Annotated in this window: 24 protein-coding genes and 1 riboswitch; of the genes, 8 read left to right on the top strand and 16 right to left on the bottom strand. The window is 61.2% G+C overall.

The genetic code is table 11. The annotated features are described in order from the left end of the window. Window positions 1-96 precede the first annotated feature (96 nt). On the top strand, window positions 97-1554 hold the full coding sequence (locus tag JTJ32_RS11175) for a GntT/GntP/DsdX family permease (RefSeq protein WP_210042044.1): 1458 nt from the start codon (window positions 97-99) through the stop codon (window positions 1552-1554). Between the two features lie 22 nt (window positions 1555-1576). Next, the gene (gene otnI / locus JTJ32_RS11170; RefSeq protein WP_210042042.1) at window positions 1577-2359 is read left to right on the top strand and encodes a 2-oxo-tetronate isomerase; all 783 of its coding nucleotides are present in this window, start codon (window positions 1577-1579) and stop codon (window positions 2357-2359) included. Window positions 2360-2457: 98 nt separating this feature from the next. On the opposite strand, the gene JTJ32_RS11165 is transcribed toward otnI, so the two are convergent. Continuing rightward, window positions 2458-2853 (bottom strand): acyl-CoA thioesterase, encoded by a 396-nt coding sequence (locus tag JTJ32_RS11165; RefSeq protein WP_043305564.1) that lies wholly within the window; start codon window positions 2851-2853, stop codon window positions 2458-2460. Between the two features lie 277 nt (window positions 2854-3130). Beyond that, window positions 3131-3241: riboswitch (S-adenosyl-L-homocysteine riboswitch) on the top strand. 23 nt (window positions 3242-3264) lie between these two features. On the opposite strand from JTJ32_RS11165, the gene ahcY reads away from it, so the two are divergent. The 3 genes from ahcY (at window position 3265) to JTJ32_RS11150 (ending at window position 7921) form a co-directional block, all read left to right on the top strand. Further along, on the top strand, window positions 3265-4674 hold the full coding sequence (gene ahcY / locus JTJ32_RS11160) for an adenosylhomocysteinase (protein ID WP_004880290.1): 1410 nt from the start codon (window positions 3265-3267) through the stop codon (window positions 4672-4674). A gap of 179 nt (window positions 4675-4853) precedes the next feature. Then, a complete protein-coding gene (gene metF / locus JTJ32_RS11155) occupies window positions 4854-5714 on the top strand; it encodes a methylenetetrahydrofolate reductase [NAD(P)H] (protein WP_257212070.1) in 861 nt (286 codons plus the stop codon). A 311-nt stretch (window positions 5715-6025) separates the two neighbouring features. Next, window positions 6026-7921, top strand: a complete 1896-nt coding sequence (locus JTJ32_RS11150) for an RNA helicase RhlE2 (protein ID WP_210042040.1) — start codon at window positions 6026-6028, stop codon at window positions 7919-7921. Between the two features lie 339 nt (window positions 7922-8260). Here JTJ32_RS11150 and JTJ32_RS11145 read toward each other — a convergent pair whose 3' ends face one another. The 3 genes from JTJ32_RS11145 to JTJ32_RS11135 all read right to left on the bottom strand — a co-directional run bounded on the left by JTJ32_RS11145 (window position 8261) and on the right by JTJ32_RS11135 (window position 11658). After that, window positions 8261-8839, bottom strand: coding sequence for a YceI family protein (locus tag JTJ32_RS11145; RefSeq protein ID WP_004880308.1), 579 nt, complete (start codon window positions 8837-8839; stop codon window positions 8261-8263). Between the two features lie 27 nt (window positions 8840-8866). Further along, window positions 8867-9415: a cytochrome b gene (locus tag JTJ32_RS11140; RefSeq protein WP_099228721.1), complete on the bottom strand. Its 549-nt coding sequence runs from the start codon at window positions 9413-9415 to the stop codon at window positions 8867-8869. Window positions 9416-9795: 380 nt separating this feature from the next. Beyond that, a complete protein-coding gene (locus tag JTJ32_RS11135; protein ID WP_210042039.1) occupies window positions 9796-11658 on the bottom strand; it encodes an FAD-dependent oxidoreductase in 1863 nt (620 codons plus the stop codon). A gap of 210 nt (window positions 11659-11868) precedes the next feature. Here JTJ32_RS11135 and JTJ32_RS11130 point away from each other — a divergent pair, with 210 nt between their 5' ends. Both JTJ32_RS11130 and JTJ32_RS11125 read left to right on the top strand, forming a co-directional pair. After that, on the top strand, window positions 11869-13275 hold the full coding sequence (locus tag JTJ32_RS11130) for an adenosylmethionine--8-amino-7-oxononanoate transaminase (protein ID WP_210042038.1): 1407 nt from the start codon (window positions 11869-11871) through the stop codon (window positions 13273-13275). Between the two features lie 64 nt (window positions 13276-13339). Then, complete coding sequence (locus JTJ32_RS11125) at window positions 13340-14059, top strand: 16S rRNA (uracil(1498)-N(3))-methyltransferase (protein ID WP_210042037.1); 720 nt, start codon at window positions 13340-13342, stop codon at window positions 14057-14059. 46 nt (window positions 14060-14105) lie between these two features. Here the strand turns inward: JTJ32_RS11125 and JTJ32_RS11120 are convergent, their stop codons facing one another. The 3 genes from JTJ32_RS11120 to trhA form a co-directional block, all read right to left on the bottom strand. Next, window positions 14106-14408, bottom strand: coding sequence for a helix-turn-helix domain-containing protein (locus tag JTJ32_RS11120; RefSeq protein ID WP_099228725.1), 303 nt, complete (start codon window positions 14406-14408; stop codon window positions 14106-14108). Continuing rightward, window positions 14405-14761 (bottom strand): type II toxin-antitoxin system RelE/ParE family toxin, encoded by a 357-nt coding sequence (locus JTJ32_RS11115; protein ID WP_099228726.1) that lies wholly within the window; start codon window positions 14759-14761, stop codon window positions 14405-14407. Before JTJ32_RS11115 ends, JTJ32_RS11120 begins: the two co-directional genes overlap by 4 nt. Window positions 14762-14859: 98 nt before the next feature. Then, window positions 14860-15474, bottom strand: coding sequence for a PAQR family membrane homeostasis protein TrhA (gene trhA, locus JTJ32_RS11110; protein ID WP_099228727.1), 615 nt, complete (start codon window positions 15472-15474; stop codon window positions 14860-14862). 155 nt (window positions 15475-15629) lie between these two features. On the opposite strand from trhA, the gene JTJ32_RS11105 reads away from it, so the two are divergent. Further along, the gene (locus JTJ32_RS11105; protein ID WP_210042211.1) at window positions 15630-16559 is read left to right on the top strand and encodes a LysR family transcriptional regulator; all 930 of its coding nucleotides are present in this window, start codon (window positions 15630-15632) and stop codon (window positions 16557-16559) included. A 45-nt stretch (window positions 16560-16604) separates the two neighbouring features. Here the strand turns inward: JTJ32_RS11105 and madM are convergent, their stop codons facing one another. From madM to mdcA, 9 genes are all read right to left on the bottom strand, one after another. Then, complete coding sequence (gene madM / locus JTJ32_RS11100) at window positions 16605-17369, bottom strand: malonate transporter subunit MadM (protein ID WP_099228728.1); 765 nt, start codon at window positions 17367-17369, stop codon at window positions 16605-16607. A gap of 5 nt (window positions 17370-17374) precedes the next feature. Beyond that, the gene (gene madL / locus JTJ32_RS11095; RefSeq protein ID WP_210042036.1) at window positions 17375-17770 is read right to left on the bottom strand and encodes a malonate transporter subunit MadL; all 396 of its coding nucleotides are present in this window, start codon (window positions 17768-17770) and stop codon (window positions 17375-17377) included. A 72-nt stretch (window positions 17771-17842) separates the two neighbouring features. Then, a complete protein-coding gene (gene mdcH, locus JTJ32_RS11090) occupies window positions 17843-18775 on the bottom strand; it encodes a malonate decarboxylase subunit epsilon (protein ID WP_210042035.1) in 933 nt (310 codons plus the stop codon). Continuing rightward, on the bottom strand, window positions 18772-19407 hold the full coding sequence (locus JTJ32_RS11085) for a malonate decarboxylase holo-ACP synthase (protein WP_328823962.1): 636 nt from the start codon (window positions 19405-19407) through the stop codon (window positions 18772-18774). The genes mdcH and JTJ32_RS11085 overlap by 4 nt, the downstream gene beginning before the upstream one ends. After that, window positions 19404-20204, bottom strand: coding sequence for a biotin-independent malonate decarboxylase subunit gamma (gene mdcE / locus JTJ32_RS11080; RefSeq protein WP_210042034.1), 801 nt, complete (start codon window positions 20202-20204; stop codon window positions 19404-19406). Before mdcE ends, JTJ32_RS11085 begins: the two co-directional genes overlap by 4 nt. Continuing rightward, window positions 20201-21052 (bottom strand): biotin-independent malonate decarboxylase subunit beta, encoded by an 852-nt coding sequence (locus JTJ32_RS11075; protein WP_184322285.1) that lies wholly within the window; start codon window positions 21050-21052, stop codon window positions 20201-20203. The genes mdcE and JTJ32_RS11075 overlap by 4 nt, the downstream gene beginning before the upstream one ends. Further along, window positions 21045-21344 (bottom strand): malonate decarboxylase subunit delta, encoded by a 300-nt coding sequence (locus JTJ32_RS11070; RefSeq protein WP_029244352.1) that lies wholly within the window; start codon window positions 21342-21344, stop codon window positions 21045-21047. Before JTJ32_RS11070 ends, JTJ32_RS11075 begins: the two co-directional genes overlap by 8 nt. A gap of 1 nt (window position 21345) precedes the next feature. Further along, the gene (locus JTJ32_RS11065) at window positions 21346-22233 is read right to left on the bottom strand and encodes a triphosphoribosyl-dephospho-CoA synthase (protein WP_210042032.1); all 888 of its coding nucleotides are present in this window, start codon (window positions 22231-22233) and stop codon (window positions 21346-21348) included. Beyond that, the gene (gene mdcA / locus JTJ32_RS11060; RefSeq protein WP_210042030.1) at window positions 22233-23909 is read right to left on the bottom strand and encodes a malonate decarboxylase subunit alpha; all 1677 of its coding nucleotides are present in this window, start codon (window positions 23907-23909) and stop codon (window positions 22233-22235) included. The genes JTJ32_RS11065 and mdcA overlap by 1 nt, the downstream gene beginning before the upstream one ends. Window positions 23910-24131 lie beyond the last annotated feature (222 nt).

The following is a 24131-nucleotide window of genomic DNA, read 5'->3' as shown; positions in this document are numbered from 1 at the left end:
AACAACAGGAATCGAGAGCATGACTTACCTACATCCCGTTTTTGTTCGGATTTGCTCGCTGTCACCCTTTGTCACTCCTGAAGGGAGCGCGCAGGCATGACGCCAATCATGTTGATGGTCGTGGCCGGTGCGGGCATCGCACTGCTGTTGTTCCTGGTCCTCAAGTATAAATTCCAGCCTTTTGTCGCCCTGATGCTGGTCAGCATCATCGTGGCGCTGGTCGCGGGCGTTAAGCCTGCCGATCTGGTCGCCACGATTGAAGGCGGCATGGGCAAGACTCTGGGTCATATCGCGATCATCATTGCCCTGGGTGCGATGATCGGGCGCATCATCGAACTCTCCGGTGGCGCCGAGGCGCTGGCCAGAACCCTGATCAACCGCTTCGGCAACAAGCGCACGCCGCTGGCGCTGACGGTGGCGGGTTTCATGGTCGGCATTCCGGTGTTCTTCGAAGTCGGCGTGATCATTCTCATGCCACTGGCTTATGGCGTGGCTCGTGCCGCTCGCAAGCCGCTGATGATCTTCGCCCTGCCGATGTGCGCTGCCTTGCTGGCGGTCCACGCCTTTCTGCCGCCGCATCCGGGCGCTGTTGCCGCAGCCAGCCAGTTGGGCGCGGATCTGGGTCGCGTACTGATGCTGGGCATTCCGATTGTTGCCGTGCTGTGTGTAATCGGTTACTTCGTGGCCGGTCGCATGACCCGCAAGACCTACCCGATGACCGACGACATCCGCGCCGAAGTCTATGGCCCGCACGTCACCAACGAAGACCTGGAAGCCTGGGCGCGCAACGACTATTCGACGGTGCGTGAAACCACCGAAACCCGCACGGTGGGTGTCGAGGAAAGCGCCGGCAGTCTGGCGAGCAAACTGCCGCCGGCTCCAGCGCCGGGCTTCGGTCTGATCATCGCGCTGATTCTGCTGCCGATCGTGCTGATTCTGATGGGCACGCTGGCAACCACCCTGTTGCCCGCCGATTCCACATTGCGCGCCATCCTGACCGTCCTCGGCGCTCCACTCGTGGCGCTGTTGATCGACACATTGCTGTGTGCCTGGCTGCTGGGCTCGCGCCGTGGCTGGAGCCGCACGCAGGTCTCCGACGTGATCGGTTCGGCGTTACCGGGCGTGGCGATGGTGATCCTGATCGCGGGTGCCGGTGGCGTGTTCGGCAAGGTGCTGGTCGATACCGGCATCGGTGCGGTCGTCTCCGAGGCGCTACGCAATACCGGTCTTCCGGTACTGGCGCTGGGCTTCCTGCTGACCCTGCTGCTGCGCGCTGTGCAAGGTTCGACCACCGTTGCACTGGTCACTACCGCCGGCATTCTGAGCCCGCTGATCGCGACCCTGGACCTGAGTGCCAACCATCTGGCCCTGTTGTGCCTGGCCATGGGCGGTGGCGGTCTGGCGATGTCGCACATCAACGATGCCGGTTACTGGATGTTCACCAAACTGGCTGGCCTGAACGTCGCCGACGGCTTGCGCACCTGGACCGTACTGGTCACGCTGCTGGGCACACTGGGCTTCGTGATTACCCTGCTGCTTTGGCCATTCGTCTAACCCTTTGAAGACTGGAGTCAACATGCCCCGTTTTGCCGCCAATCTCAGCATGCTGTACCCGCAGCATGATTTCCTTGAGCGCTTTGCCGCAGCGGCCGCCGATGGTTTCGGCGCGGTCGAGTACCTGTTTCCCTACGCCTGGACCCCGCAGGAGCTCAAGCAGCGCCTGAGCGACAACGGCCTGGTGCAGGCGCTGTTCAATGCACCGCCAGGCGACTGGGACGCGTGCGAGCGAGGCATTGCTACACTGCCGGGTCGTGAAGCGGAATTTCGCAGCGGTATTGAACGTGCGCTGGAGTACGCGCAGGTGCTGGGCAATGACCGGATTCACGTCATGGCCGGTCTGCTGCCCAGCGAAGACCTGCGCGAGCGTCATCAGGCGGTGTATCTGGAGAACCTTGCGTTCGCGGCCCAACAGGCCAGAGAGGCTGGCGTCACGATCCTGATCGAGCCGATCAACACCCGCGACATGCCGGGTTTCTTCCTCAATCGTCAGGACCAGGCGCAGGACATCTGCAAACTGGTGGGTGCCGATAACCTCAAGGTTCAGTTCGACTGCTACCACTGCCAGATCGTCGAAGGTGACCTGACCAGCAAACTGCGTCGCGACTTTGCCGGTATCGGCCACATTCAGATTGCCGGTGTGCCGGATCGCAACGAGCCGGACCTGGGCGAATTGAACTACGAGCACCTGTTCAACGTTATCGATGAGCTGGGCTACAAAGGCTGGATCGGCTGCGAATACCGCCCCAAAGGCGATACCAGCGAAGGTCTGGCGTGGTTGCGGCAGTTGCAGGGCCAGTAGGCGACCCGATCATGCCCATGCTCTGCGTGGGCATGCACCCTGTGACGCTCTGCGTCAGATTCCAGAGCCGACGCAGAGCGTGTCAACGATCAACCCCCTTACTCGGGAACGTCAAACTGATCCTTGATGTAGCGAATCTCGGTCCGGCCATGCGGTGCAGGCTGTCCGTCTTCGCCCAGGTTCACGAACACCATCTTCTCGACTGTCAGGATGCTCTTGCGGGTGATCTTGTTGCGGACCTGACACATCAGCGTGATCGAGGTGCGACCAAACTCGGTGGCAGTGATGCCAAGCTCGATGATGTCGCCCTGACGCGACGCACTGACAAAGTTGATCTCGGAAATGTACTTGGTCACCACACGCTGATTGCCCAACTGGACAATGGCGTAGATGGCCGCCTCTTCATCGATCCAGCGCAACAGGCTGCCGCCGAACAGGGTGCCGTTGGGGTTCAGGTCTTCAGGCTTGACCCACTTGCGGGTATGGAAATTCATGTTCACTCCTGAGCGTCTTCGATAAGAGAACCGCATGATGGCAGAGCCAGCCGCCCGCGCCCATGCCTTGCCCCATTGTGACTGTGTATCGGTGCAATTGACGCCCCGCGACCTTCATGAATAAACAGAACAACTAAGCTGCTGTGCGATAAGCACATTCCGGCAAACGCCGATCCAGAGGCTCGCCAGCCGACAGAAAACCTTGGGAAGAATCGCGAGCGAGGCTATACTGCCATCCGTTTCAAGCGGCCATCCTCGCTGATGCCGTTCCCGCCACCTGTCCGAGGGGCGCTGCAGCAGGTTCTCCCTGTCAGGCTCGGATGGGGCGTTGTTTGACCGACTGATGCCCAGTCGGCAAGCCTTAAACGCACAACGGCGCCCATTCGCATTTTTATGGAATGGAGACTCTCAATGAGTGCTGTAATCACGCCCGCAGAATTCAACGATTTCAAGGTTGCCGACATTTCCCTGGCTGCCTGGGGCCGTCGCGAAACCATCATCGCCGAATCCGAAATGCCAGCCCTGATGGGTCTGCGCCGCAAGTACGCCGGTGAGCAGCCTTTGAAAGGCGCGAAAATCCTCGGCTGCATTCACATGACCATTCAGACTGCCGTGCTGATCGAAACCCTGGTTGCCCTGGGTGCCGAAGTGCGCTGGTCGTCCTGCAACATTTTCTCCACTCAGGATCAGGCCGCTGCTGCCATCGCCGCAGCCGGTATCCCTGTGTTCGCCTGGAAAGGCGAGACCGAAGAAGAGTACGAGTGGTGCATCGAGCAGACCATCCTGAAGGACGGTCAGCCATGGGACGCCAACATGATCCTCGACGATGGCGGCGACCTGACCGAGATCATCCACAAGAAATACCCGGCGATGCTGGACAAGATCCACGGCGTCACCGAAGAAACCACCACGGGCGTTCACCGCCTGCTGGACATGCTGGCCAAGGGCGAACTGAAGATCCCGGCCATCAACGTCAACGACTCGGTGACCAAGAGCAAGAACGACAACAAGTACGGCTGCCGTCACAGCCTGAACGACGCCATCAAGCGCGGCACCGACCACTTGCTGTCCGGCAAGCAGGCTCTGGTGATCGGCTACGGTGACGTGGGCAAGGGCTCGGCCCAGTCCCTGCGTCAGGAAGGCATGATCGTGAAAGTAACCGAAGTCGACCCGATCTGCGCGATGCAAGCGTGCATGGACGGTTTCGAACTGGTTTCCCCGTTCATCGACGGCGAAAACGACGGCACCGAAGCGAGCATCGACAAGGCACTGCTGGGCAAGATCGACCTGATCGTTACCACCACCGGTAACGTCAACGTCTGCGACGCCAACATGCTCAAGGCATTGAAGAAGCGTGCCGTGGTCTGCAACATCGGTCACTTCGATAACGAAATCGACACGGCTTTCATGCGCAAGAACTGGGCATGGGAAGAAGTGAAGCCGCAGGTTCACAAGATCCACCGCACCGGCCCTGGCGCGTTCGACGCCCAGAACGATGACTACCTGATCCTGCTGGCCGAAGGCCGTCTGGTGAACCTGGGCAACGCCACTGGCCACCCGAGCCGCATCATGGACGGCTCGTTCGCCAATCAGGTTCTGGCCCAGATCTTCCTGTTCGAGCAGAAGTACGCCAACCTGTCGCCAGCCCAGAAAGCCGAGCGCCTGACCGTTGAAGTACTGCCGAAGAAACTCGACGAAGAAGTGGCCCTGGAAATGGTCCGCGGTTTCGGCGGCGTCGTGACCAAACTGACCAAGACCCAGGCCGACTACATCGGCGTGACCGTCGAAGGTCCGTTCAAGCCACACGCTTACCGCTACTGATTGATCTTCTGTGAGCGTGCGTGGCATTTTCTGACGCCCTGCACGCTCGCAGCAGTCAATGACCGGCAGGAGCGGACTTGTCCGCGAAGGTATTTGATTTATCACCCCTCTTTCGGTGACAGGCAGATTTCTTCGCGGACACGTCCGCTCCCACTCTGCGACCTCCCGTTCGCTTCAAGATGAGATCGGCCTCCATGAGCCAAGAACGTCGCTACAGCTTCGAGTTCTTCCCGACCAAGACCGATGCTGGACATGAAAAGCTGCTGAACGTTGCCCGTCAGCTGGCAAGCTACAACCCGGATTTTTTCTCCTGCACCTACGGTGCCGGTGGTTCGACCCGCGACCGCACGCTCAATACCGTGCTGCAGCTGGAAAACGAAGTCAAAGTACCGGCCGCACCGCACCTGTCGTGCGTGGGTGACAGCAAGGCCGACCTGCGTGGCCTGCTGAGCCAGTACAAGGAAGCCGGCATCAAGCGTATTGTTGCACTGCGCGGCGACCTGCCTTCCGGCATGGGCATGGCCAGTGGTGAACTGCGTCACGCCAATGATCTGGTCAGCTTCATTCGTGAAGAGACCGGCAGCCATTTCCATATCGAAGTCGCCGCCTACCCGGAAATGCACCCGCAGGCCCGCAACTTCGAAGACGACCTCAAGCACTTCGTCAACAAGGCCAACGCCGGTGCCGACAGTGCGATCACTCAGTACTTTTTCAACGCCGACAGCTATTTCTATTTCGTCGAGCGCGTGCAGAAGCTGGGCGTGAACATCCCCGTCGTGCCGGGCATCATGCCGATCACCAACTACAGCAAGCTGGCACGCTTCTCCGACGCCTGCGGTGCGGAAATCCCGCGCTGGATCCGCAAGCAGCTGGAAGCGTACGGCGATGACGTGCAAAGCATTCAGTCGTTCGGTGAAGAAGTCATCACCGAAATGTGCGAGCGCCTGCTGCAAGGCGGCGCGCCCGGCCTGCACTTTTACACCCTGAATCAGGCGGACCCGAGCCTGGCAGTCTGGAACAACCTCAAACTGCCGCGCTGACAACCGCTGCAATACCGCGATTTCCCTGACAATTTCCGGGAGATCGCGGCGCAATACACCGTTGGGCAGCAGGAACGCGGCGGATTGCGCTCGCTCTGTTATACTCCAGCCTTCCCGCCAGGCTTACGCCCGGACGCTCGGTCTTGCAAACGCCACCTCGCTCACGCCAACAGCACGTTTTTCATCCAGTGCAGGCGTCAGGAGAAGGCTGAAGACCCCGCAGGACCGGACGGGATCGCGTTGTCTTTACACGCCATTCACGCCAGGCAAGACATCCCTTGAGCTTAAGCTCCAACAGAACAGGATTACTCATGTCCTTTGCTTCCCTCGGTCTCTCCGAGGCTTTAGTCCGCGCCATCGAGGCAGCGGGCTACACCCAGCCTACTCCGGTGCAACAGCGGGCCATTCCCGCCGTGTTGCAAGGTCGTGACCTGATGGTTGCGGCACAGACAGGTACTGGTAAAACCGGCGGTTTCGCCCTCCCTATTCTGGAGCGGCTGTTTCCCAATGGTGTTCCGGACAAATCCCAGCGTCACGGCCCGCGCCAACCCCGCGTCCTGGTCCTGACCCCTACCCGCGAACTGGCCGCACAGGTGCATGAGAGCTTCAAGATCTATGCCCGCGACCTGAAGTTCGTCAGCGCCTGCATCTTCGGCGGCGTCGGCATGAACCCGCAGGTTCAGGCCATGTCCCGCGGTGTGGACGTCCTGGTGGCCTGCCCTGGCCGCCTGCTCGACCTGGCTGGTCAAGGCAGCGTCGACCTGTCCCACGTTGAAATCCTGGTGCTCGATGAAGCAGACCGGATGCTCGACATGGGCTTCGTCCACGACGTGAAAAAGGTTCTGGCCCGCTTGCCTGCCAAGCGTCAGAACCTGCTGTTCTCGGCGACCTTTTCCAACGACATCACAGCGTTGGCGGGCAAGCTGCTGCACAACCCCGAGCGCATCGAAGTCACGCCGCCGAACACCACGGTCGAGCGTATCGAGCAACGGGTTTTCCGTCTGGCAGCCAACCACAAGCGTTCGCTGCTGGCGCACCTGATCACCGTTGGTGCCTGGGAACAGGTGCTGGTGTTCACCCGCACCAAGCACGGCGCCAACCGTCTGGCCGAGTACCTGGACAAGCATGGCCTTTCGGCCGTTGCCATCCACGGCAACAAGAGCCAGAACGCACGCACCAAGGCCCTGGCTGACTTCAAGGCGGGCGAGGTCCGCATCATGGTCGCCACCGATATCGCCGCTCGCGGTCTGGATATCGACCAGTTGCCGCACGTGGTCAACTTCGAACTGCCGAACGTTGACGAAGACTACGTTCACCGCATCGGTCGTACTGGCCGTGCCGGTCGTTCGGGCGAGGCGATCTCGCTGGTCGCCCCGGACGAAGAGAAGCTGCTCAAAAGCATCGAGCGCATGACCAGGCAGAAGATCCCGGACGGCGATCTGATGGGCTTCGACATCACTGCAGTCGAGGCTGAAAAGCCTGAAGTGCGTGAGCGTCCGGATGTTCGCAATCCACGTGGCGCACGTCCGGCCCGTGGTGATGGCGACAAGAACAACGGCGGTCGTCGCGACAAGGGAAAGGATAAAGGCAAGGAAAAACCAGCCGCAGCGGCCGCCAATGGCGAACGCCCTGCCCGCCCGCCACGCGAAAAAAAACCTCGTGAAGGCACGCCTCGCGGCGAACAGCGTTCTTCGCAGGCTGCAGCACCGCGCCCGCAATCGGACCGTGCGCCTGACGAGTTTCTGGATGACGAAGTGGATAACTTCGGCAACCGCGCCGATTACGTCAGCCCGTACCAGGGCAAAGGCCAGAATCGTGGTCGTCGTCCGGCGGCAGCGCCTGGCGCAGCACCGGCGGCCGGTGGCGCAGCGCGTCCAGCCAACCCGGGTCGTACCGGTGGTGGCGCACGTACAGGTTCCGGCACCGGGGCACCGAAGCGTAACGGCGCAGGCGCAGGCTCTGCACCCCGCTCTCGCGATGGTCAGGCTCCGCGCAACCGTCGTCCGTCAGCACCTCGTGAAGACCGCGCACCTCGCGAGCCGCAGGAACCGGCAGTTCGCAGCCAGCGCGATGGTCAGCCACAGCCGAAGATCGTGCACAAGGAGTCCAAGATTGACCGCTTCCCGTCGGCCGAGCAACTGGATCAATTGCCAGCTCGTCCTCGTGGTGAAAAACCGGCCCTGCTGACCCGCAACCGCGACAGCTGATAGCCGAGCCGCAAACAAAACGCCCCGGCTTGCCGGGGCGTTTTTGTGTGTGTGGGTTGCCCGTCTTGATGCAACCAACGGGCTGTGGGAGGCGGCTTGCCGGCGAGGCTTTTCTGAAGCGACCCCTCGTTGACTGAACTGAGGCCATCGCCGGCAAGCCGCCTCCCACGGGTATGCATTCAGTCATACGCTTTCGCTTCGCCCCCCGTTTTGCGCGACGTCCAGACCTCTGCGCGGGCATACAGCCCATGAAGCTGTGCGTCACTTGCTCAGGCTGCACAGACGCCACACACAAAAACGCCGACCCAAGGGTCGGCGTTTTTTCGTTCAGGCGAACACTTACTTCTTCTGTACGCCTTCGAAGGTGATGTCCAGATCCAGCGTCTGCGACGTCGGGCCTGGGCCTTTGATGCCGAAGTCGTTCAGGTTCAGCGTCGAAGTACCGTTGAAGCCGGCACGGTAGCCGCCCCACGGATCCTTGCCTTCGCCGTTGAAGGTCGCCTTGATCACGATTGGCTTGGTCACGCCGTGCAGGGTCAGGTCGCCGGTCACGTCAGCCGTCTTCTCGCCGGTGGACTTGACGCTGGTGGACACGAACTTGGCTTCCGGGAATTTGCCGGCGTCCAGGAAGTCCTTGCTCAGGATGTGCTTGTCACGTTCAGCGTGGTTGGTGAACAGGCTGGCGGTCTTCAACTCGACAGCGATCTTGCTGGCTTCCGGCTTGGCAGCGTCGAAGCTGAAGGTGCCGTCCCAGTCCTTGAACGTGCCGTGGATGAAGCTGTAACCCAGGTGGCTGATCTTGAAGTCAACGAAAGCGTGCTGACCTTCCTTGTCGATAACATAGTCGGCAGCCATTGCCTGGCCAGCGGACAACAGTGCGGTACCCAGAGCCAGAGCGGCGAGAGACTTCTTCAACATGCTTTTATTCCCGTTTTGGTTGAACAATCAATGACGACCCAACATGCGTTTGAGGGTCACATCGCGATCGATGAAGTGGTGTTTCAGTGCAGCCAGGCCATGGAGCCCCGCGAAGATCACGAGGGTCCAGGCCAGATACAGGTGAATCCAGCCAGCGGTTTCCGCCTGTTCCGGAAGGCCGGAAACCAGAGCAGGTATTTCGAACAGACCGAATACCGGAATCCCGACGCCATCGGCGGTGGAGATCAGGTAGCCGGCAAACATCACGGCAAAGAGTGCGACGTACAGAAACAGATGACCAAAGGTCGCGCCGATGCGCGTCAGGCGGCTGTAGCTGGACAACGGCGGAGGCGGCGGGCTGAGCAAACGCCAGACCACGCGGACCAGCATGACTGCAAACAGCGTGATACCAATGCTCTTGTGCAGATCAGGCCCGGCCTTGCGCCAGGTATCGTAGTAATCCAGGCCAACCATCCAGAGCCCCAGCGCGAACAAACCAACCACTACAGCGGCTACACCCCAGTGCAGCACCATGCTGACCAGACCGTAGCGAGAGGATGAGTTACGTAGCTGCATTGCCAATACCTTGTCAGAAGTGTTACCAGACTAGCTTTTTATCTATCGAATGAAAGCGCAAAATTTCGCTTTGATGCATCGAAGAATATGATCGATCGTTTGCTGAAGTTTTTCGCCGACCGACTTTCCACATCCTTCGTTACCTGAAACAGGCACATCACCCCGTCCAGATTGCTCAATGCTGGCCTTGCTGCATCAGCATCCCGATAATTTCAGCGCTGTAACACTTTGCCGGGACCATCGGCCGTTCGATGCCGATGAACGGCATCATGGAACCCGCGAAACGGTTTCACCGCCTGCTCTGAAGATAAAACGAATTCGTCGATCATAAAAAAAGGGGCGCGGTTTGCACCGTGCCCCCTTCTGCTCAGCGATTGCCGTCAGTTCTTGACGTCGGCAGGCGCTGTATCGGTTGTGGCCTTGGCCGCAGGCTTTTTGGCCTCGTCGGTCTTGGCCGGAGCCTTTTTCACCGGCTCTTTTTTCACAGGTTCTTTCTTGGCCGGTTCTTTTTTCGCAGGCTCCTTGTGCTGCGTCTTTTTCGCAGGCTCCGCCTTCGCGGCAGGCTTCTTGACCGGCTCAGCCTTGGCGGGCGGTGTCACTACAGGTGCGACAACCGGCGCGACAGGAACCGGTGCAGGTGCAGGAGCGGGCTCTGGTGCCTTCTCGACAGGCGCAGGGGCTGCTACCGGCGTGTCCGACCCACCGAACAGGCGGGAGAAGAAGCCAGGTTTCTCCGCTTGCGGCTTGGCAGGCTCGACCGGTTTATCGGAAGTGCAACCAAACAGGCTGGTGAAGAAGTTACAGTCCGACGTCTGCGACGCCGGTGCTGGCGCTTTCGGCGGCGCAACCTTGACCGGCTCGAACGACTTGCCCGCCGCCAGATCCTGCACCTGACCGGCCGCACGCTGACCACTGCGCAGCGCGCCTTCCAGCGTGCCAGGGTAAAGGGTATCGGTGTGCTCACCCGCGAACGCTACACGCTGGATCGGCCTTTCCCACAGACGCCAGTATTTGCTGATCTGGCCTGGGCCAAAGGCCAGGTAAGAACCGCCCGTCGATGGGTCGACGCTGTAACGACGGATTTCGTAGCCGGTGTAGGCACCGCGGGCCTCGGGGTAGAACGCATGCAGACGAATCAGCACTTGATCGACCAGTTGCTTGTCGCCAAAGGCCTGCATGATCCGGGCGTTGTCGCCGGACAGGTTGATCACCACGTTGGCGCCGCCCTTGAGCGCGGGCTCGATCCACAGCATGCCCAGGCCCGTATTGCTGAATACTTCACCCGACATACGCGCCTTGCTGTCCCAGACCGGGGTCTTGAACTTGAGCATGATCTGGTCGCGCCAGCCGTAGTTGGTGCTCTTGATCGCGCCCATGTGCTGGGCATCCAGCGACGGCGTCATCTGGATCTTGCCCAGCGAACGCAATGGCACGGCCATGACGAGGTAGTCGGCGGTGTAGCTCGCCGCGCCAGCCTTCACCGTGACGTGGTCCTTGTCCTGAACGACGGACGAGACGGGCGAATTGGTCTTGATGGTTTTCAGTTGTTTGACAAACGCCTGAGCCAGCACCGTGCTGCCACCCGGCAGGCGCGAGGCGCGCAGGTCACGCTCATCCACCGAGCGGTAGACACTGGACTGCTGAGCGAAATACAGCAGTGACAGGCGCGAAGGCTCGTCGTAACGGGTACGAATCTGCTGATTGATCAACTGACGCGCCGTCGCAGGCAGGTTCAGGCGATCCAGCCAGTTGGCGACGTTGATCTGGTCCAGTGCGAAAAGGGTGCTGTTGGACGCCGGGTTTTCCGGGTCAGTAATGGAGCGCGCCAGGTTGTCCAGCGTGTCGTTGTAACGCTTGATGGCTTCTGCGGTGGCTGGCTGCTTGACCGCCAGATCCGCCTGGGTGAAGTGAACACCGTCGATCAGGTAGCTGGGCGTACGCACGAACTCGGGAGCAGGCACGGTGGCCAGCTTGAAGGTGTCCAGATAACGGTTCAGCACCGGCTGCGCCTTGGTGTTGCCGATCCATTCGCTGGTGGCCAGACCCGAACGTCCGCCCAGACTCGGCTTGGCTTCCAGCAGCGTGACCTGCCAGCCCTTGGCCTGCAGTTCGTAGGCCGCCGTCAGGCCTGCCATGCCGCCGCCGACGACAATCGCGGTTCGTTGTTTGTCATCGGCGAGCGTCGAAACGCTGACCAGCCCTGTCACTATCAGCGCACACGCGCGCAGCCACCCAGAAAGCATTCCGTGAACTCCGAAAAAACAAGGGGAAGGTTGGGCAAGTCAGCCCGGAACATCGAATAGCAAGGCAGGATACGCGAGCCATCAGATAGCCGCCAGCAATGTCCGTCGCCCCTTAAAACTGCATCAAAGGTTGTGACACAGCCGGGCATTGCATAGGCTTGCGCGATTGTTCGTCCTCGCCTCAAGCGAGTCGCTACCCGGAGATTGCAAATGGGCCTGAATGACCAGTGGATGCAGCGTGACCTCAAGGTCCTGTGGCACCCCTGCACCCAGATGAAAGACCACGAAAGCCTGCCGCTGATCCCCATCAAGCGGGGTGAAGGCGTGTGGCTCGAAGACTTCGAAGGCAAGCGCTACCTGGACGCCGTCAGCTCCTGGTGGGTCAACGTGTTCGGGCACGCCAACCCGCGCATCAATCAGCGCATCAAGGATCAGGTCGATCAGCTGGAGCACGTGATCCTGGCCGGCTTCAGCCACCAGCCGGTGATCGAGCTGTCGGAGCGTCTGGTCAAGATCACGCCGGAAGGCCTGACACGCTGCTTCTATGCCGACAATGGTTCGTCCTGCATCGAAGTCGCATTGAAAATGAGCTTTCATTACTGGCTCAATCGCGGTCAGCCCGATAAAAAACGTTTCGTGACCCTGACCAACAGTTACCACGGCGAAACCATGGCAGCGATGTCGGTCGGCGACGTGCCGCTGTTCACCGAAACTTACAAGGCGCTGCTACTGGACACCATCAAAGTGCCGAGCCCCGACTGCTACCACCGCCCGGACGGCATGAGCTGGGAAGAGCATTCGCGCACTATGTTTACGGCCATGGAGCAGACCCTGGCGGAGAATCATGCCAGCGTGGCTGCCGTGATCGTCGAGCCGCTGATTCAGGGCGCAGGCGGCATGCGCATGTATCACCCGATCTACCTCAAGCTGCTCCGCGAAGCCTGCGACCGTTATGGCGTGCACCTGATCCACGACGAAATCGCAGTGGGCTTCGGCCGCACCGGCACAATGTTCGCCTGCGAACAGGCAGGGATTCGTCCGGATTTCCTCTGTCTGTCCAAGGCGCTGACCGGAGGCTATCTGCCGCTGGCGGCCTGCCTGACGACCGATGATGTCTACGATGCGTTCTACGACGACTACCCGACCCTGCGGGCCTTTCTGCATTCGCACAGTTACACCGGCAATCCGTTGGCCTGTGCTGCAGCGCTCGCCACACTGGATATCTTCGAGCAGGACAACGTCATCGAGAACAACAAGGCGCTGGCTCAACGCATGGCAACCGCCACGGCGCACCTTGTGGATCATCCCCATGTGGCCGAAGTGCGTCAGACCGGTATGGCGATCGCCATCGAGATGGTTCAGGACAAGGCCAGCAAGACTGCCTATCCATGGCAGGAGCGCCGTGGCATGAAAGTGTTTCAGCATGCCCTGGAACGCGGCGCGCTGTTGAGGCCGCTGGGCAGCGTGGTGTATTTCCTGCCGCCTTACGTGATCACGCCGGAGCAGATCGACTTTCTGGCCGAGGTCGCCACAGAAGGCATCGACATCGCCACGCGCAGCAGCATCAACGTGGCGGTGCGCAAGAATTTCCATCCGGATTTCAGGGATCCGGGCTGATCCGGCGAGAACCGGCCGACACCGTCCCAAGACAAACACACCCGTATGCCCACAGAGAAACACCATGAGACTGTCCCGCTTTTTCACCGACACGCCCCTGAGCCTTGGCGAGCACGAATTGCCCGAAGCCCAGGCGCATTACATCAGTCGCGTGCTGCGCATGACCGAAGGCGACGCACTGCAGCTGTTCGACGGCTCCGGCAGCGAGTTTCGCGGCACCTTGCTGGAAGTCGGCAAGAAGCGCGTGCGCGTGCAACTGGATGAATGCTTTGCCGGACAGGTCGAATCCGGTCTGCGTATCCATCTGGGTCAGGGTCTGTCGCGGGGCGAACGAATGGACTGGGCGATTCAGAAAGCGACCGAACTGGGCGTCGGCGAAATCACCCCGATCGTCAGCGAACGCTGCGAAGTGCGCCTCAGGGACGAGCGTGCGGAAAAACGCCAGATGCATTGGCAGCAGATCGCGATCAGCGCCTGCGAACAATGCGGCCGTTCAGTGGTGCCGGTGATCCATCCACCGATGCCGCTGGCCGACTGGCTGAAACAGACTGAAGCTGACCTGAAACTGGTCCTGCACCCGGTTGCCGAACCCCTGACCAGCCACGAAAAGCCGGCAAGCCTGGCGTTCCTCATCGGCCCGGAAGGCGGGTTGAACGACGCTGAAGTCGATCAGGCCAAAAACGTCGGCTTCCACGCCGCCCGCCTCGGCCCACGCGTCCTGCGCACTGAAACCGCCCCGGTTGTAGCGCTTAGCGTGGCGCAGCAATTGTGGGGAGATTTCTAGCCAACCCGGCAGTGCCAGGCGTTGGGACTGTACAGGTCCGCAGTACTTAAACGTGAGCTTCGTCCCACTCTGGCACAAGGCGTACTTCAACCCTTTGTCCCAGCGCACGAGCAGCACTGGCCAGCGTAGCCAGCGTCATCCCGGCGTCGTTCTGGTCCAGAGCCCTGTCGACGGCAGAACGACTCGTGTGCATGCGTTCAGCCAAAGCCTTCTTGCTCACTTTTTGACGCTTCATGGTCTCGGCAAGCTGCCACGAGATCACACGCTTGAGAGCAGCAGCAGACACCTCTTCAGCGAGACCTTGCTCAGCAAGAAAGTCGTCGAAATCGGAACCTATATGCTTGTTCATGACTTGTTACTCTCTAATAGCGCTTTGCGTCGCCTGGTCGTCGCCAGATCAGACGCAGGGGTCTTGTCACTCTTCTTGATGAAGCCATGAAGCAAGACCATTGTGTTTCCCGAAAGCGTGAACAGCACTCGGGCTATCGTATTTTTTAAATCGGTTCTGACCTCCCAGAGATCAGACTCCATCTTTCTGACCACTGGCATTCCAATGGGCCAGCCAAACTGCACCGTCTTGATGTCGGTACCAATGGCCTTACGGTCATCTCGGGGTAATTCGGCAAGCCATTCTCGTACGGGTTCATTACCTGCCTCCGTGCAGAAAAAGCTGACGCTTAGAGTAGGGGGCTTTTTGCTCATGCACCGAGTGTACCAAAATAGGTGCACTTATCAATGAGCAATTGTCCGATGGCAAGCGAGGGCTTATTCCGTCATCATTTTTACGCGTGCCCCCCGATTCAAAGCACATAAAAACAGATCGCCACAAAGTGCATCAGGCTGCCGCCGATCACGAACAGATGCCAGATACCGTGCCAGTGGCGGATGTGGTCGTAGGCGAAGAAGAGGATGCCGACGGTGTAGAGGATGCCGCCGCCGGCCAGCCATATGAAACCGGCCACGCCGAGCGCTGCCAGCAGCGGCTTGATGGCGACCAGGACGATCCAGCCCATCACGGCGTAGATCACTATCGAGAGAATGCGCGCTTCGGAGCGAGGTTTGATTTCCTGCAGGATGCCAATCAGCGCCAGCGCCCAGACGATGCCGAACAGGGTCCAGCCCCATGGGCCGCGCAGGGTCACGAGGCAGAACGGTGTGTAACTGCCCGCGATCATCAGGTAGATCGAAAAGTGATCGACCTTCTGCATGATCGATTTCGGACGCCCTTTGACGCTGTGGTAAACCGTGGAGACGCTGTAGAGCGTGACCAGACAGACCCCATAAATGGCCATGCTGACCACCTTCCAGACATCACCATGCAGACTCGCCATGACCAGCAGCCAGATCGCTCCGACGGCTGCCAGCACCGCGCCGACCAGATGAGACCAGGCGTTGAATTTTTCTCCGTAATACATCCGCGTAATACCCTGTTTTACCGAAGACATTGATTGCAGAGGCTCCCGGTTATTGAAACAAAGTGCAACACGTCTGTCTGCGGCACAGATTTCAGGCAGCGAATCCTGAGTGAGTTGTGCACAATCCACCCCACACCAACAATAAGCGCCACGCCATGCAGATCGATGACGAACTCACCCTGAAGAAGCTGGAAATCTTCCTGGCCTTCATGCGCACCGGAAACCTGGCCCGCGCAGCGGCGGAATTGCAGACCAGCAACGTCAGCGTGCATCGCGCCATTCATTCACTGGAAAGCGCCCTGCGCTGTCCGCTGTTCAAGCACGAAGGTCGCAATCTGACGCCGCTGGAAAGTGCCTATGTGCTTGAGGAGCGTGCACAGAAACTGGTGCACGACGTCATCACCACCGTGGAACTGACGCGTCAGGCCGCAGGCTTCTCGGCGGCGCGCTTTCGGCTTGGGGCCTTGTATTCGCTGACGGTCAAGACGGTGCCGCAGTTGATCATGGGGCTGAAGATTCGCCGCAGCGAGCTGAATATCGACCTGATTCTGGGCTCCAACATCGATTTGCTATACAAGCTCAAGAACATGGAGGTGGACGCGATGCTGGTGTCGCTGGATGAAAGTACCAACGATCCGGACTGCGAGCATCTTGCGTTGTTCTCGGACGACATCTTTCTGGCCGTGCCCACCGACTCGCCGTTTGCCGAACACAGCGAAGTGGACCTGAGCGACCTGCGTGAAGCGACGTTCATCACCCTGACCCAGGGCTTCGCCACACACCGCGACGGCATCCGCGTGTTCCAACAAGCTGGCTTCGAGCCCAAGGTGGCGATGCAGGTCAACGATATCTTCACGCTGTTGAGCATGGTCAGTTCAGGTGTGGGTTATGCACTGCTGCCGGGACGTATCGCGGCGGTGTATGAGAACCGCGTGCGGCTGATCCCGCTGCAACGGCGGTACCGGATGCAGCAACACATCGGCATGGTGTTTCTCAAGTCCAAGGAGCGCGATCCCAACCTGCTGGCGCTTGTCGCGGAATGCAGGATGTATGCGAACCGGCTGCTGGAGCCGCATTCGACCTGACTGCAACGCACCTCAAGCGCAACCTGCGCCTGAGGTGCGCCCAGACTATCCCAACAGACCGCGCATGATGACGAACAGCAGCGACGGACCCAGCAGGCAGCCCAACGCGGTATAGAACGCAGCCGTCAGGCAGCCATAAGGCACCAGCTTCGGATCGGTTGCCGCCAGCCCGCCCGCCACGCCGCTCGATGTTCCCATCAGCCCGCCGAAGATGACCGCGCTGCGCGGGTTGTTCAAACCAATGAACGGTGCCACGAAGGGCGTCGCGATCATCACCAGAATCGCTTTGATCAACCCCGCCGCAATGGACAGCGCCATGACTTCGGAACTGGCGCCGATGGCTGCGCCGGTGACCGGGCCGACGATATAGGTCACGGCCCCTGCGCCGATGGTTGTCAGGCTGACCGCATCGGTGTATCCGAACGCACTCGCAACGCCGACACCGGCAATGAATGACGTACCGATGCCGACGAACAACGACAGTACGCCCACATAGCCCGCCCGCTTCAGTTCGTTGACGTTGACGCCAAAGGCCGTGGCGACAATCGCGAAATCCCGCAGCATCGCACCGCCCAGCAAGCCGATCCCGGAGAGCAGCGGCAGATCGACAACGCCCTTCTGCCCGCCGGTCATTGCGCCGCCGATGTACGAGAGCACCAGCCCCAGCAGGATGGCGATGGCCGAACCGTGCAGACGGCCTTTGGTAAAGGTGTCCGAAAGCCAGTAAGAGAACCACATCGTGATGCCTATCACCGCAAAGCCGCTGATCAGCCCGTAACTGGTGATGACTTTAATCATGGATTCGTACATGACCCTTACCCCGCCGTCTTGGTGGGGGCGGCAGGCACTTCAGTCTGGCCTTTGCCCATGCGTGTCAGCACTGGAACCATCGCAAAGGCAACCACTACAGCCAGCGTGCCAGCAAGGATCGCCATCGGACCGCCCTTGAGCGCGCCATAGACATTCTGCTGCGCAGCCATCGCGACCACGATCGGAATGTAGATTGCGCTCCAGAACTCGACGCCCTGTTCGGTCTTGCCCCTGAACAGGCCGCGTTTGCTCAGATAGCTACCGAGCCCGATCAGCAGCAACATGGCGATACCGACACCGCCGACGTTGGCAGGCACACCGATCAATTTGCCGAGAACTTCGCCGATAAAGATACCCACCAGGGTACAAAACGCCAAAAACGCCACACCGTAGATAATCATTGTTGTTATTCCTCTGTTTGCATTGCTGAAGTTGTTGTTTTTGTCCTTCGTAGCAGCTGCACGGCGTCTCTCTCAGGTGCGGGCGTCCTCCTCTCGCGATAGCGCAACCAGGCTGTCCAGACGCGCAGCCTGAAAGGCCACCGCCGTTCCCTGCTCGAACACCCGGCGCGCCAGTCCGGTCAGCACGCCACCGGGCGGCAATTCGATCTGCAGGCGCACGCCCCGCTCGTAGGCGGTTTCCACAGTGCTGCGCCAATCCACGACCCGGCACATGTTGAAGGCCAGATCGTCACGCAGCTTTTCAGCGTCCATGATCGGCCGCGCAGTGCTGCCGCTGAGGTAGCGCACGTTCGGTTTACTGATTTCAACCTTGGCGAACGCCTCGGCCAGCGTCTGCGCAGGCGCCTCGAGCAGCGAGCAATGCGACGGCACGCTGACCGCCAGCCGCTTGATGGCGGCCGCGCCTACAGCCCTGGCAAGCTGATCGACCTGACGCATCGCCTCGGCGCTGCCAGCGATCACGAGCTGATTGTCAGCATTGATATTGGCCAGAAACACCGGCGTCCCGGCCTCATGGACCTGACCGATCATCGCCTCGACCTGCGCCTGATCCAGGCCGATGACCGCCGTCATGCCGTAGCCTTCGGGATAGGCGCTTTGCATCAGCTCGCCACGCAGCGCCACCAGACGAACCGCATCGTCGAACGCCAGCGCACCGGCGATCACAGCGGCCGGGTAGGCACCGATGGACAACCCCGCCACGTAATCAGGTGTGCAGTCACGCGCCTGCAACAGCCGGGCGCAGGCCACGCCCGCGATCAGCAGACACAACTGAACGGCGCGGGTCGATTGCAGCGCCTGAGCGGTATCCAGCGCCATGGCGTCTTCACCCAGCGCTGTCGAAGCCTGCTGCAGGCAATCGTGAACCACAGGATCGTCCGGCAACTGATGCAGCATGTTCGCCTGCTGCGCACCCTGACCGGGAAAAACCCAGAAGCTGCTCATGCGCAGACCTCGGCCAGTTGCCAGGGATCGGCAACCAGACGCGCGCCGCTTGCGCGCTTGAGCAGCACTCGACCCGACGGCCGCGCCCATTCGCGCAGTGCAACCGCGCCCTGTTCGAGCTGCAACTGAACGTCGATCCGGCACACGGCCGTTTCCAGCGCCTCGACCAGTTCGGCCGCCCAGCAGCGCTCTACAGGCTGCGGCGTGCGCAGGATCAAATCCAGATCGCTGTCCTGATGCAGCGCCGTAAAACCGCTCGCCAGTTCGAATCCGGCACTCCCACCCACGCCCCAACTCAGTTCCAGCGAATCCATGACTGGACGAATCAGACGCAAGGCGCGCAACGCAGGCCAATCGTGCGGGCAGCCATCGACCCCATCCACCAACTGCTCCGGGCTGACGCGACGGGAAATGTCCGCGCACGCCATGATCGCTGCATAACGCTGCTCACGAGTCCGACCACGCAGCCCGACTGCAACCTGCCCCGCCGCCACAACCTGACGACGCACCACCACCGGCCGACCGGCCAGCACTGCTTCAACAGCCCAGTCAGGCGCGTCTTCAGGCAAGGCGGACAGCGGCATGCCCCACAACAAGTCGTGGGGCAGCACGGTCGATGAAAAATGCGTCACCACTGCGCTCGCAGCAATTGGCGCACACGGGCCGATGCCGCACGGTTGCTCGCGCCCAAGCGACTGCTCAGATCAGTGCCACTGGCCTTCACGTCCTCGATCGCACTGCCCAGCACGCTGCGCACCTGGGCCAGATCGTCGGCGCCCGGTTGCTCGATCTGGCTGACCGACAGGGTTTCCCACAGCAGCCCGAGGCTGGCGTAGTTGTCGATGTCATACGCCATCGGTGGAATGGTCGAAGCGAGCTTTTCCAGCTCTTCGACACTGCGCAAGGTGACGCGGGCCGCCGACGCCTTGCCCATCGCATGCACCATGACGCCAGGATCACGCAGGGCGATCAGTCGATTGGCCTGATAACCGTGAGCCAGAAACGCCCCGGACATTGCCTTGCCGACCAGCAGCCCGATCACCGGATGCCCGGCCAGCCGTGCCCGCGCATAACTGTCCACAGCCCCCGCCAGCGCCTGATGAATGCCCAGTGCTTCTTCGCGACGACCATAAGCCTGACTCGGCACATCGACGATGGCGATCAACGCGCGTTTGTCAGGTCGCTCACGGTCCAGCTCGACAGCCTCGTCCACCGCCTTGGCCAGGCCCCAGCCTTCCAGCAGACCGACCTCGCCCTGGCGCGCGCGGGGAAAGCGGTTGTCCGGATCGGCCACCACGGCCAGAAAACGCACCGGCTGTTCGCCCAGCATGCCGTCGGCGACCTTGAGCGACGCAGGCAGACCGCCGACCGGCGTGGCACCTGCGCTCAATGCGTTGAACCAGTTCAAACCCCGTTGTTGAGTGCTCATGACCGGGCTCCTTGAAAGAGGGTGCGGACGGTCTGCGGATCAATCTGCGACGCCGTGTCCAGAGTCCCCAGACGCTCCAAGAACAGTGCGTGCCGACCACTGCGATGCTGCACAGGCACGCCCTGCCTGAGCCAATCGCTGACCTGTTGCCTGATGGCGGCCACGTCATCGGCGGCAAAACCGTCCACCAGACCACTGGCAAAACGCTGCTCGCCACCGGTCAGACTCCAGATGAACGGCCGGTCGCGGGAGTCGTATTCCTCAATGCCGGCTTCCTGTTCGATCACCTGCGGACCGTTCAGGCCGAGACGGGCTTCCTGAGTCACCAACAGATAGCTGCACAGCCCGGCCGCAATGGACATGCCGCCAAAGCAACCGACGCTGCCTGCCACCACACCGATCACCGGCTGGTACTGACGCAGATCGACCATCGCAGCATGGATCTCGGCAATCGCGGCCAGCCCCAGATTGGCTTCCTGCAAGCGCACGCCGCCGGTTTCCAGCAGCACGATCGCGGCGGTCGGTATGCCGTTGCGGTTGTCCTCGGCGGCCAGTTCGAGTGCGCCAGCCATTTTCGCGCCGCCCACTTCGCCCATGCTGCCGCCCTGAAACGAGCCTTCGATGGCCGCGATCACCACCGGCAGACCATCGACCGTGCCTTTAGCTACCACCACACCATCATCGGCTTGGGGCACCACGCCCTGACGGGCCAGCCAGGGCGACATGACGCGGTCGAACGGGTCGATCAATTCGCGAAAAGTGCCCGCATCCAGCAAGGCACGGGCGCGCTGGCGGGCGCCGAGTTCGATGAAACTGTGCTGACTCAACAAACGTGCGGTATCAGTCATGGCCGACCTCCTCGAAACCCTGCTCCATGCGCAGCCGCACCACGCCGGGCGTGGCGCCGAAATCATGAATATCGATGCTCAGCGCAGGCGGCGTCTGGCCGTCGAACATGCGCTCGAACAGGTGTTTCCAGCGCAACGATGCGCCATTGACCGAGGTCACCACTTCAATCGTCAGCTTGCCCGGCTGCCCGGGTTCCAGCAGCACTTCCAGGTCGCCGGAGCCGACGCAACCCACCAGCGCACGGCCCTTGGGCGGCTGTCCGGCGGGGAATTCAAAAGACAGGGTTTCCATATCAGGCACTCCTCGGTGCAGGGCTCGATACAAGGCCGAGCGCAGGCTCAAGACCATCGATAAACAGGCAGGCCGCCAGCAGGTCGGCTGCGCCACCGGGCGAAGCGTTGAGGGCCAGCAGTTGCTGGTCCAGCTCGTGCAGTTCACGGCGCCCGGCCAGACTGGCGCTGCCGCCCGCCTCCAGCACGCGCTGCGCGCCCTGTTGCATGGCCTGCAAACCCTCAGGGCCGGCGCGGTACAGCACGCAGGTGTCGGCCAGAGTGGTCATGATTGCCAGCAACGCATCCAGACGCGCGTTCTGCTCGCCACTGCCCGCAGCGCGGCTGCGCTGCAATTGCGGCAGCGCACGATTCATCACGGCAGGAAAGCCCTGCTGTGCCTGTTCGCGAGCGCCCATTGCGCCATAGCGTCGAGCAACGATGCTGCCGTGGCTGTTGCTGGCGACCACCTGACGATCCTCGATCAGCGCCAGACGGGCCGCGCGCTGGCAAATCGCGGCTGGCGTGCAGTCGTTGACGTCCAGCGCTGCTGCGGTCACGAGAAGACCCAACGCCCAGATCGCGCCGCGATGAGTGTTGACGCCGCCCGTGGTGCGCAGCATCGCGGCTTCACCTTCGCGGCCCAGCCGACCGAGTTCTTCGCGCAGCGGTTGTCCGAGGTTCTGGAGGTGCGCAGCGGCCTCGGCCATCAGTTTGAAGGTCGGCCAGAGCGACAGGGCCGACGCGTGCATCAGGCCCAGGTGCAGATCGGTATGCGCGCCGTTGCCACGGCGGTCCACCAGCGCAGGCTTTGGCGACAGGTTGGCTTCGTCCATCAGCGCATCGACGGCCAGATCAGCCAGATGCTCGGCCAGTGAGACAGGTTGTGGTGTCCGTTGAAGTGCACTCATCACCAGCTCCTGAATTTGGCAGGCGGGTTGTAGAGGCCGCCGGACCACTCGACCAGATCGGCGATGCTTTTCGCGGCCAGCAGTTCGCGACTGGCGTCGGTGCGGCGGATGCCGAGGTCTTCGGGCAGGGCGATCAGCCCTTCGCGGCGCATGCGGGCGGTGTCTTTCGGGTTGTGGCGCAGGCCAATGGCCGTCACGCCTGCCACAGCAGCAATCATCGCCTGACGTTCTTCGAGACTGCGCGCCTTGTACAGATAAGCGATGCCCTCTTCAGTCAGCAGGTGAGTCACGTCATCGCCGTAGATCATGATCGGAGCCAGCGGCATGCCGCTCTTGCGGGCCACTTCGACGGCGTCGAGGGTTTCGACAAAGGTCGGTTTGCCGCCTTCCTGAAAGGTTTCGACCATCTGTACCACCAGCTTCTTGCCGCGTTCCAGATAGGCGGCCGGGCCGTCATCGGTCTGCTGGCGCATATCCAGCCAGGCCGGGGTTGCGTGGCGACGGCCGCGCGGGTCATGGCCCATGTTCGGCGCGCCACCGAAACCTGCCAGACGGCCTCGGGTCACGGTCGAGGAATGGCCGTCGCCATCGACCTGCAAGGTCGCGCCGATGAACAGATCCACCGCGTACTGACCCGCCAGCTGGCACAACTGCCGGTTGGAGCGCAGCGAACCGTCGCGCCCGGTGAAAAATACGTCCGGGCGCGCAGCGATGTAGTTTTCCATGCCCAGTTCGGTGCCGAAGCAATGCACGCTTTCGACCCAGCCGCTTTCGATGGCCGGTATGAGGGTCGGATGCGGGTTGAGCGTCCAGTTGCGGCAGATCTTGCCTTTCAGGCCCAGCGATTCGCCGTAGGTCGGCAGGATCAGCTCGATGGCCGCGGTATTGAAGCCAATGCCGTGGTTCAGCGACTGGACGTTGTGCTTCTCGTAGATGCCGCGAATGGCCATCATCGCCATCAGCACATGCACCGGCTTGATGTGACGCGGATCGCGGGTGAACAGCGGCTCGATGTAGAACGGCTTGTCGGCCACGACCACGAAGTCGACCCACGAAGCGGGAATGTCCACGCGCGGCAGGTCAGTCACGTCATCGACCATTTGATTGACCTGCACGATGACAATGCCGTCGCTGAAGGCGGCCGGTTCAATCAGCGCGGGAGTGTCTTCGGTACTCGGCCCGGTGTAGATGTTGCCGGCCCTGTCAGCCATGAAGCCTGCGGCCAGCACCACGTTGGGGATCAGATCGACCACCAGTCGTGAATACAGCTCGATGTAGGTGTGAATCGCGCCGATTTCCAGCAGGCCGTCTTCAAGCAACTGGCTGATGCGCAGGCTTTGCGTACCGGCGAACGAGAAGTCCAGCTTGCGGGCGATGCCCTGTTCGAACAGGTCAAGGTGCTCGGAACGCCCGACGCTTGGCATGATCATGTGCAGGTCGTGCACCTTGGCGGGATCGACCCTGGCCAGCGCACGGGACAGAAAGTCGGCCTGTTTCTGATTGTTGCCCTCAAGCACCACGCGGTCACCGGACACCAGCAAGGCTTCCAGCGCTGCGACGATCTTGTCGGTCGGCAGCACCACGCCGTCGGCCAGGGCTCGCACCTGTTCGAGCCGCCGCTGCTTCTCGGTGCGGCGACGCGTCCAGCGCGCGTCGGGGGAAGTTGTTGTTGTCATGATCGCTCCACGATTTCGCTGTCGTGGTTCACCTTAGGAGCGGGACAGGTCAGGCATCAATCAAGCAGACCATCGGATCATTACGCCTGGAGTAACGATTGCCGATCAAAAAGCCGGGCTCTGCAACATTTCCCAACCTCAGGATGACTTTCCTGTAGGAACAGTCCTTAACCGCTGACTCGGCCCCCCTGTGCAACGGCTTTGCGCCTAGCATTCGGCTTC

The organism is Pseudomonas alliivorans (genome assembly GCF_017826695.1).
Classification (GTDB): domain Bacteria; phylum Pseudomonadota; class Gammaproteobacteria; order Pseudomonadales; family Pseudomonadaceae; genus Aquipseudomonas; species Aquipseudomonas alliivorans.
This window is presented reverse-complemented; position numbering and strand designations above follow the sequence as displayed.

What these genes read in the sequence shown, in the direction of transcription:
- JTJ32_RS11175 (WP_210042044.1), top strand. Translation starts at nt 97, where the DNA reads ATGACGCCAATCATGTTGATGGTCGTGGCCGGTGCGGGCATCGCACTG.
- otnI (WP_210042042.1), top strand. Translation starts at nt 1,577, where the DNA reads ATGCCCCGTTTTGCCGCCAATCTCAGCATGCTGTACCCGCAGCATGAT.
- JTJ32_RS11165 (WP_043305564.1), bottom strand. Translation starts at nt 2,853, where the DNA reads ATGAATTTCCATACCCGCAAGTGGGTCAAGCCTGAAGACCTGAACCCC.
- ahcY (WP_004880290.1), top strand. Translation starts at nt 3,265, where the DNA reads ATGAGTGCTGTAATCACGCCCGCAGAATTCAACGATTTCAAGGTTGCC.
- metF (WP_257212070.1), top strand. Translation starts at nt 4,854, where the DNA reads ATGAGATCGGCCTCCATGAGCCAAGAACGTCGCTACAGCTTCGAGTTC.
- JTJ32_RS11150 (WP_210042040.1), top strand. Translation starts at nt 6,026, where the DNA reads ATGTCCTTTGCTTCCCTCGGTCTCTCCGAGGCTTTAGTCCGCGCCATC.
- JTJ32_RS11145 (WP_004880308.1), bottom strand. Translation starts at nt 8,839, where the DNA reads ATGTTGAAGAAGTCTCTCGCCGCTCTGGCTCTGGGTACCGCACTGTTG.
- JTJ32_RS11140 (WP_099228721.1), bottom strand. Translation starts at nt 9,415, where the DNA reads ATGCAGCTACGTAACTCATCCTCTCGCTACGGTCTGGTCAGCATGGTG.
- JTJ32_RS11135 (WP_210042039.1), bottom strand. Translation starts at nt 11,658, where the DNA reads ATGCTTTCTGGGTGGCTGCGCGCGTGTGCGCTGATAGTGACAGGGCTG.
- JTJ32_RS11130 (WP_210042038.1), top strand. Translation starts at nt 11,869, where the DNA reads ATGGGCCTGAATGACCAGTGGATGCAGCGTGACCTCAAGGTCCTGTGG.
- JTJ32_RS11125 (WP_210042037.1), top strand. Translation starts at nt 13,340, where the DNA reads ATGAGACTGTCCCGCTTTTTCACCGACACGCCCCTGAGCCTTGGCGAG.
- JTJ32_RS11120 (WP_099228725.1), bottom strand. Translation starts at nt 14,408, where the DNA reads ATGAACAAGCATATAGGTTCCGATTTCGACGACTTTCTTGCTGAGCAA.
- JTJ32_RS11115 (WP_099228726.1), bottom strand. Translation starts at nt 14,761, where the DNA reads ATGAGCAAAAAGCCCCCTACTCTAAGCGTCAGCTTTTTCTGCACGGAG.
- trhA (WP_099228727.1), bottom strand. Translation starts at nt 15,474, where the DNA reads ATGTATTACGGAGAAAAATTCAACGCCTGGTCTCATCTGGTCGGCGCG.
- JTJ32_RS11105 (WP_210042211.1), top strand. Translation starts at nt 15,630, where the DNA reads ATGCAGATCGATGACGAACTCACCCTGAAGAAGCTGGAAATCTTCCTG.
- madM (WP_099228728.1), bottom strand. Translation starts at nt 17,369, where the DNA reads ATGTACGAATCCATGATTAAAGTCATCACCAGTTACGGGCTGATCAGC.
- madL (WP_210042036.1), bottom strand. Translation starts at nt 17,770, where the DNA reads ATGATTATCTACGGTGTGGCGTTTTTGGCGTTTTGTACCCTGGTGGGT.
- mdcH (WP_210042035.1), bottom strand. Translation starts at nt 18,775, where the DNA reads ATGAGCAGCTTCTGGGTTTTTCCCGGTCAGGGTGCGCAGCAGGCGAAC.
- mdcE (WP_210042034.1), bottom strand. Translation starts at nt 20,204, where the DNA reads ATGAGCACTCAACAACGGGGTTTGAACTGGTTCAACGCATTGAGCGCA.
- JTJ32_RS11075 (WP_184322285.1), bottom strand. Translation starts at nt 21,052, where the DNA reads ATGACTGATACCGCACGTTTGTTGAGTCAGCACAGTTTCATCGAACTC.
- JTJ32_RS11070 (WP_029244352.1), bottom strand. Translation starts at nt 21,344, where the DNA reads ATGGAAACCCTGTCTTTTGAATTCCCCGCCGGACAGCCGCCCAAGGGC.
- JTJ32_RS11065 (WP_210042032.1), bottom strand. Translation starts at nt 22,233, where the DNA reads ATGAGTGCACTTCAACGGACACCACAACCTGTCTCACTGGCCGAGCAT.
- mdcA (WP_210042030.1), bottom strand. Translation starts at nt 23,909, where the DNA reads ATGACAACAACAACTTCCCCCGACGCGCGCTGGACGCGTCGCCGCACC.